Source organism: Micromonospora sp. (genome assembly GCF_048594385.1).
Taxonomy (GTDB): domain Bacteria; phylum Actinomycetota; class Actinomycetes; order Mycobacteriales; family Micromonosporaceae; genus Micromonospora; species Micromonospora wenchangensis.
The window spans coordinates 20,203-27,400 of record NZ_JBMDWU010000407.1 but is presented as its reverse complement, the minus strand read 5'-3'; the positions used below and the strand labels follow the sequence as shown (position 1 = coordinate 27,400).

The following is a 7,198-nucleotide window of genomic DNA, read 5'->3' as shown; positions in this document are numbered from 1 at the left end:
TGGGGGGGGCAATTGGGGGGGGGGGGGGCGGTTGTGGGGTTACCCCGGCGTTGGTATCCCCAACAATCGGCCCCGTTGCGAACTATCGACCGGCGGGGATCAGAACGCCTCCTCCGGGAGGTCCATGATGTCCAGGTCGGCACCCTCGATGATCCGGCGGTCCGCCCCGATGCGGGGGAGCACCTCGCGGGCGAAGAACCGGGCGGCGGCCACCTTGCCGGTGTAGAACGCCCGGTCGGTGGCGGAGACCTCGCCCGCCAGCGCCTTGAGCGCCACGTCGGCCTGCTTCTGGAGCAGCCAGCCGACCACCAGGTCGCCGAGGGCGAGCAGGAAGCGGCGGCTGCTCAGACCGACCTTGTAGAGGCTGCGGGCGTCGCCGCCCTGGGCCTCGCCGAGCCAGCCGGTCAGCACGCCGAGGATGTTCTGGATCTCGGCGAGCGCCCGGCCGAGCGCCAGCCGCTCCTCCTTGAGCTGCCCGTTTCCGGCCTCGGTGGTGATGAACTCCTGGATCTCTCCGGCGACGGCGGTGAGCGCCCTGCCGTTGTCCCGGACGATCTTCCGGAAGATCAGGTCGAGGCTCTGGATCGCGGTGGTGCCCTCGTAGAGGGTGTCGATCTTGGCGTCCCGGACGTACTGCTCCAGGGGGTAGTCCTGGAGGAAGCCCGAGCCGCCGTAGGTCTGCAGCGCCTCGTGGCCGAGCAGCTCGTACGCCCGCTCCGAGCCGACGCCCTTGACCAGCGGCAGGAGCAGGTCGTTGACCCGCTTGGCCAGCTTGGTGGCCGCCTCGTCACCGGCCGCCTCGGCGACCGCGACCTTGTCCTGCCAGGTGGCGGTGTAGCAGACCAGCGCGCGCAGGCCCTCGGCGTACGACTTCTGCATCAGCAGCGAACGGCGCACGTCCGGGTGGTGGGTGATGGTGACCCGGGGGGCGGCCTTGTCGGCCTGCTGGATCAGGTCGGCGCCCTGCACCCGGTTCTTCGCGTACTCCAGGGCGTTGAGGTAGCCGGTGGACAGGGTGGCGATCGCCTTGGTGCCGACCATCATCCGGGCGTACTCAATGATCATGAACATCTGCCGGATGCCGTCGTGCTTGTCGCCCAGCAGCCAGCCCTTGGCCGGTACGCCGTGCTCGCCGAAGGTCACCTCGCAGGTGTTGGAGACCTTGATGCCCATCTTGTGCTCGACGTTGGTGGCGAAGACGCCGTTGCGCTCGCCCAGCTCACCGGTCTCGGCGTCGAAGTGGAACTTCGGGACGACGAACAGCGACAGCCCCTTGGTGCCCGGCCCGCCGACGCCCTCCACACCGACCGGACGGGCCAGCACGGAGTGCACGATGTTGTCGCTCAGGTCGTGCTCACCGGAGGTGATGAACCGCTTCACGCCCTCGATGTGCCAGGAGCCGTCCGGCTGCTGGACGGCGCGGGTGCGCCCGGCGCCGACGTCCGAGCCGGCGTCCGGCTCGGTCAGCACCATCGTGGAGCCCCACTGCTTGTCGATGAAGAGCTTGGCCCACTTCTGCTGCTCCTCGGTGCCCTCGACGTGCAGCACGTGCGCGAAGGACGGGCCGGAGGCGTACATCCAGACCGGGGCGTTGGCGCCGAGCACGAGTTCGGCGAGCGACCACCAGAGGGCGCGCGGGGCGCTGCTGCCGCCCAGGGACTCGGGGAGGTCCAGCCGCCAGAACTCGGAATCCATGAACGCCTGGTACGACTTCTTGAACGACTCCGGCAGCGGCGCGGTGTGCGTGGCGGGGTCGAAGACCGGCGGGTTGCGGTCGCTGTCGGTGTAGCTGGCCGCAAGGTCCTCGCGGGCCAGGCGGTCGACCTCCGAGAGGAAGCTGCGGGCGGTGTCGACGTCCAGGTCCGTGTACGGCGCCTGGCCGAACGTCTGGTCCGCCCCGAAGACCTCGAACAGGTTGAACTCAAGGTCCCGAAGGTTGCTCTTGTAGTGGGTCATGTTCGCTGGCCCCGCTTCCGGACAGGTGTTACCGATCAGTAACCCCCACTGTATTACTCACGGGTAGGCAGCGACAACCCGGTCACGGAAGTGACGGCGATTACACACCCGGCGGTTCAGCTCTCGGCCGCGCCGACCTCCCACGAGGGCACCGCCACCGTCACCCCGCTGCGCGGGCCGGTGTACTCCATCAGGACCAGGGCGATGTCGTCGTCGAGCCGACCGTGCACCCACTCGACCAGCGCGGTCTCCAGGGAGGCCAGGCCGTCGCCGACCGTGCCGTGGCCGAGCAGCCGCCAGGCCCGGTCGGCGGTCGGGAAGAACTCGCCGTCGCGGCGCGCCTCGCCGAGGCCGTCGGTGAACAGCAACAGCCGGTCCCCCGGCTCCAGCCGCTCGACCCGAGGCCGGACCACCGGCATGAACCCCAGCGGCGGGGCGGGGGCGGGCGGCTCCAGCGGGATCACCGCACCCCGGCGCAGCAGCAACGGCGCCGGGTGGCCGCAGTTGACGATGGTGAGCGTCCCGCCGCGCTCCTCGACCACGGCCGCGGTGACGAAGTCCTCGTCCCCCACGTTGCGGGCCACCGCCCGGTCCAGGTCGGCCACCACCGCCCGCAGGTCGGGCCGCTCGTACGCGACGTGCCGGTAGGAGCCGAGCACGATGCTGGCGAGCCGGACCGCGTCCAGCCCCTTGCCCCGCACGTCTCCGATGATCATGCGAACGCCGTACGGGGTGTCGATCGCCTCGTACAGGTCGCCGCCGATCTCGGCGGTGGCCGTGGGGGAGATGTACCGGGCCGCCACCGCCAGGGTGCCCACCTGCGGGCCGAGCGGACGCAGCACGGCCTGCTGGGCCACCGAGGCCAACCTGGACAACTCGCCTATCCGCTCCACCTGCCCCTGCCGGACCGCCGCCACGCTCGCCGCCACCACCGTGGCGACGGCGATCCCGACCAGGGACACCGCCGTGGGTAGCTCCATCGCCGGATCGGCCACCGCGAAACCGGCCCCGACCAGCAGCGCGAGGAAACCCACCCCGGCCACCGCACGCCACGAGGCGAAGCCGGCGGCCAGGATCGGCGCCACCGTCATCAGCGCGACATAGTGCACCGCGCGGCCGTCGGCCGACTCGATCGCCGAGACGAGCGCGAGCAGCCCGACGGCCGCGCCGACGCCGGCGCGGGACCCGGGACTCAGTGGGCCTCGGCCCAACTGGAAGGCATGTTTACGTACGTGGGACAGCATGCCTGATGGAACCGGACGGGAGAATGAACCTAGCCCCACGATTGAGGGTGTTCTACCCACCCGTCCCGCTGCTGCCACCGTTCGCCGTCAGCCCAGCACCTCGTACCTGACGGTCAGCGCACCCACGTCGACCGAGGCGATCGTGGCGAAGGCGGCCCGGGACAGGTCGATGCAACGCCCGTCGATGAACGGGCCACGGTCGTTGATCCGTACGGTGACGGACTTGCCGTTGGCCGGGTTGGTCACCCGGACCTTGGTGTTGAACGGCAGGGTCTTGTGGGCGGCGGTCAACGCGCTCGGGTCGAAGTTCTCCCCGTTGGCGGTCAACTGACCCTCGTCGTAGAAGGACGCGCCGCAGGAGCCGCTGTCGACGACGGTGCTCTTCGGGGCCGCCTTCTTGGTGGTGGCGGACGGCTTGGGCGCGGGGGTGCGCGGCTTGCTCCGGGAGGCGGCCTGGGTGCGGGCGGCCTTCGGGCTGGCGGTGACCGTGGGCGACGGGCTGGCGCTCGGGGAGGCGGTGGCGCTCACCGACGGGCTCGGGGTAGGCGCGTCGGTGGTGGCGGCCGTGCCGGGGGCGAACGTGTCCACCACCACGGGGGCCGGCGCGTCGTCAGCGGTCAACTGCACCGCGCCGACGGTGCCGCTGACGGCGAGCGCGACACCGATCGCGGCGGTCGCGGCGATGCCGGCGGGCGAGGAGAAGATCCGGGTACGGGCGTGCCTGCCGACCACCGGCTCGGTCCTTTCGTATGCCTGCATGACGGCTCGGACCGTAACGACAGAAGCACTTCCGAAGTCAACGTGATCATGGTGGTATGCCCGGAATTACAGTGATACGTGTGACCGATCAGCCGAGGACCGCTGGGCCGCACGGGCCAGAATGCCACCGTTGGCATTCAGCACCGAGGATGTGGGCATGACCGTCGCACTGCGTGACCGCCTGGCCGAACTGTTCACCTGGGTCGATCCGGGACCCGGCAGCAGCCACCTGGTCAGCGACGTCTCCCGCTGGTGGCGGGACCCGCAGGTGCTGGCCGGGCTCGGTCCGGCCCTGGTCGCGCCGTTCCGCACCGGTCGGCCCACCGTCGTCGTCGCCCCCGCGGTGACCGGGCTGATGCTCGGGCCGCTCGCCGCGACCGCGCTGGGCGTCGGCTTCGTCCCGGCCCACAAGCCCGGCGACGGACGCCTCCCCGCCGGCCCGCTGACCTGGGCCCAGAGTCCACCCGACTTCCGGGGCCGGCAGGTCGACCTCGCGGTACGCGACGACCGGCTCGGCGCGGACGACCGGGTGCTCATGGTCGACGACTGGGTCGCCACCGGCGCCCAGGTGCGGGCCGTACGGGACCTGTGCGCCGCCCGGGGCGCGCACTGGGTGGGCGTCGCCGCCGTGGTCGTCGACCTGCCCGACCCGGTCGCCGCCGAACTGGGCGCACACGGGCTGCTCACCCCCGCCGACCTGCCCTGACCACGCTCCGGTGTCAGCCCGGCCAGGTGAGCCGCACGAACTCCTCGACCGCCGTGCAGACCTGCCCGAGCACCTCGGCCGAGCGGGCCAGCGGGCCGGGCACCAGCAGGCCGTGGTCGGCGTCCGGCACCTCCAGCACGTGCGGGGTGAGCCGCCGCGCCACCGCGCCGTCCCACGCCCCGTCGGCCGTACCGCCGACCAGCAGGAACGGCGCGGACGCCCGGTCCAGCGCCGCCACCACCTCGGGCCGGTGCAGCAGCGGCGTCAACCAGATCGCGGCCAGCCCCCGGTCGGCGGCGAGTGGGGCGGCCAGGGTGCCGAGCGACTTGGCGACCAGCAGATCAGTCGGTGTCCCCAGCGTCGGGGCGACCTGCCCGGCGACCCAGTCCATCGCCACCGACGGGGGCGCGCCGTCCATCCCGATCCCCTCCGGCGGCTGCCAGCCGATCTCGTGGACGTCGAAGCCCGCCCGGCGCAGGCCCTCACCCGGGTAGGCGAACAGCGGGTAGTGGGTGTCGTAGCCCCGTCCGGGGACGAGTACCGCGCGTCGGTCCATGGTTCCTCCCGTCGTCGGACCCACCGTAGCGACGGCGGAGCCGACCGTGGGGGCGTCGAAACCGGGCGACGGGCGAACGGCGCGGCGGTAGCCTCGGCCGCATGTGGCCACGGATCGGCGGACTCCGCACGCTCGCCCTCGGCACCCCCGGCGAGGTGCGCACCACGCTCAACACGCTGGTGCTGGCCGGGGTGAAGACGGCCACCGCCGGCCTGCTCACCGAGTACGCCGACGAGACCGAGGAGTTGGAGCACGTCGGCGAACGGCTGGTCCTGGTCGACGACCGGGACGCCCTCGTCGGGGTGGTCGAGGTGACCGGGATCGAGGTCGTCCCCTTCGCCGGGGTCTCCTGGGACTTCGCCCGCTCCGAGGGCGAGGGGGACCGGTCCATCGAGGACTGGCGGGCGGGGCACGCCGGCTACTGGGCGCGGGTCGGCACCCCGGTCACCGACGACACCGAGATCGTCTGTATCCGGTTCCGGCTGGTCTCGGCCGGCGACGGCGGGACGCCCACCGGCGACCTCGGCACCTGAGCAGCCCCCGGGGACGGCACCCCGGTCAGGCCGTCCGCAGCTCCGGCAGCAGCCGGGTGGCGACGTCGGCCAGGACCGCCTCGTCGCCCGCGTACCAACTGCTGGCCCGGGGCCAGTGGGTGATCACGTCGGTGAAGCCGAGCGCCGCCGCCCGCGCCACCTGCTCGGCGAAGAAGTCGGCGCTGCGCAGCGAGAAGACCGGTGCCGAGTCCAGGGAGAGGTAGCGGGGCAGGCTCGCCGGGTCGCGGCCGACCTCGTCGAGGGTACGGTCCATCCGGGCGCAGAGTGTCGCCACCCCGTCCCACCAGGCCGTCAGCTCCTCCTCACCGGTTCCGGTGGTGACCCAGCCCTGACCGAACCGGACGGCCAACCGCATCGACCGGGGCCCGTTGGCGGCCATCACGAACGGCACCCGGGGCTGTTGCACGCAGCCCGGGTTGTTGCGGGCGTCCACCGCGCTGAACCAGTCCCCCCGCCAGGTGGTGCCGTCCTCCCGCAGGATCAGGTCCAGCAGTTCGGTGAACTCGCCGAACCGGTCCACCCTCGGCCGGGGCGGCAGCGTCTCCCCGCCCAGCACCGCCGAGTCGAAGCCGATGCCACCCGCGCCGAGGCCCAGCAGCAGCCGCCCACCGGAGATGTCGTCGAGGGTGGTGACCTGCCGGGCGAACGCCGCCGGATGCCGGAAGTTGGGCGAGGCGACCAGGGTGCCCAGCCGCACCCGTTCGGTGACCATGGCGGCGGCGGTGAGCGTCGACATCGAGTCGAACCAGGGACCGTCTACCAGGTCCCGCCAGCCCAGGTGGTCGTACGTCCAGGCGTGGTCGAAGCCCCACTCGTCCACCTGCTGCCAGCGCCGACGCGCCTCCGGCCAGCGCTGGTCGGGAAGGATCACGATGCCAATCCGCATGATCGCCAGCGTACGTCCCGCCCCCGGCCCCGCCCTTCCCGCGCCGGGTGCCCGCGCCCACGTGGGTCAGTCAGGTCGGGTCTGCTCCTCGGTCTCCGACCACGGGACCGCCTGCATCGCGATCGGCCGGTAGGCCAGCGCGCGGTCGACGACCTCGGTGGCCGTCAACTCCGGGGTGGTCGTGAAGATCAGATCGGAGACGTCCGGACAGACGAGGTCGAGTTCGAGTCTGTCCAGCCAGTCGTTCAGCTCGCCGTCGTCGGCATAGTCGAGCCGCATGATCCGCTCGACGAGGGCGACGGCCTCGTCCCGGGTCAGCTTCGCCTGCACGGCGACCTCCTCGGAGCAGGGTCGATGGCACCCCACATGATCCTCGACGGGGAAGTGTCGAGGTTTCCCGCCGTGGCCGTCATCCAGGTCGGCCCGGGAGCGCGCGGGTCGGGTGGTCCTGGCGCGTCCTTTCGAGCTGATGTCGTCAACGAATCAGGCGCGGTGAGTGGGGCGTGACAGGTGGCCCGGCGGATGGCAGGCGACGAA

General features: G+C 72.0%; 8 protein-coding genes. 2 read left to right on the top strand and 6 right to left on the bottom strand.

The annotated features are described in order from the left end of the window. Nucleotides 1–99 precede the first annotated feature (99 nt). From ACOJTC_RS21860 to ACOJTC_RS21850, 3 genes are all read right to left on the bottom strand, one after another. Nucleotides 100–1,956, bottom strand: coding sequence for an acyl-CoA dehydrogenase (locus ACOJTC_RS21860; RefSeq protein ID WP_420118277.1), 1,857 nt, complete (start codon nucleotides 1,954–1,956; stop codon nucleotides 100–102). 116 nt (nucleotides 1,957–2,072) lie between these two features. Further along, nucleotides 2,073–3,200 (bottom strand): PP2C family protein-serine/threonine phosphatase, encoded by a 1,128-nt coding sequence (locus ACOJTC_RS21855; protein WP_357924961.1) that lies wholly within the window; start codon nucleotides 3,198–3,200, stop codon nucleotides 2,073–2,075. 87 nt (nucleotides 3,201–3,287) lie between these two features. Then, nucleotides 3,288–3,959 carry a septal ring lytic transglycosylase RlpA family protein gene (locus ACOJTC_RS21850; RefSeq protein ID WP_420118276.1) on the bottom strand — a complete coding sequence of 224 codons (672 nt, stop codon included), beginning with the start codon at nucleotides 3,957–3,959 and terminating at the stop codon, nucleotides 3,288–3,290. Nucleotides 3,960–4,116: 157 nt separating this feature from the next. Between ACOJTC_RS21850 and ACOJTC_RS21845 the strand changes: the two genes are divergently transcribed. After that, on the top strand, nucleotides 4,117–4,665 hold the full coding sequence (locus ACOJTC_RS21845) for a phosphoribosyltransferase family protein (protein WP_204925594.1): 549 nt from the start codon (nucleotides 4,117–4,119) through the stop codon (nucleotides 4,663–4,665). Between the two features lie 13 nt (nucleotides 4,666–4,678). Here the strand turns inward: ACOJTC_RS21845 and ACOJTC_RS21840 are convergent, their stop codons facing one another. Then, the gene (locus ACOJTC_RS21840; protein WP_363649794.1) at nucleotides 4,679–5,221 is read right to left on the bottom strand and encodes an alpha/beta hydrolase; all 543 of its coding nucleotides are present in this window, start codon (nucleotides 5,219–5,221) and stop codon (nucleotides 4,679–4,681) included. A 101-nt stretch (nucleotides 5,222–5,322) separates the two neighbouring features. Here ACOJTC_RS21840 and ACOJTC_RS21835 point away from each other — a divergent pair, with 101 nt between their 5' ends. Beyond that, nucleotides 5,323–5,754 carry an ASCH domain-containing protein gene (locus ACOJTC_RS21835; protein WP_420118275.1) on the top strand — a complete coding sequence of 144 codons (432 nt, stop codon included), beginning with the start codon at nucleotides 5,323–5,325 and terminating at the stop codon, nucleotides 5,752–5,754. A gap of 25 nt (nucleotides 5,755–5,779) precedes the next feature. Here ACOJTC_RS21835 and ACOJTC_RS21830 read toward each other — a convergent pair whose 3' ends face one another. Next, nucleotides 5,780–6,661: an LLM class flavin-dependent oxidoreductase gene (locus ACOJTC_RS21830; RefSeq protein WP_420118274.1), complete on the bottom strand. Its 882-nt coding sequence runs from the start codon at nucleotides 6,659–6,661 to the stop codon at nucleotides 5,780–5,782. Nucleotides 6,662–6,727: 66 nt separating this feature from the next. Further along, nucleotides 6,728–6,991 (bottom strand): e9imm peptide, encoded by a 264-nt coding sequence (locus tag ACOJTC_RS21825; protein ID WP_420118273.1) that lies wholly within the window; start codon nucleotides 6,989–6,991, stop codon nucleotides 6,728–6,730. Nucleotides 6,992–7,198 lie beyond the last annotated feature (207 nt).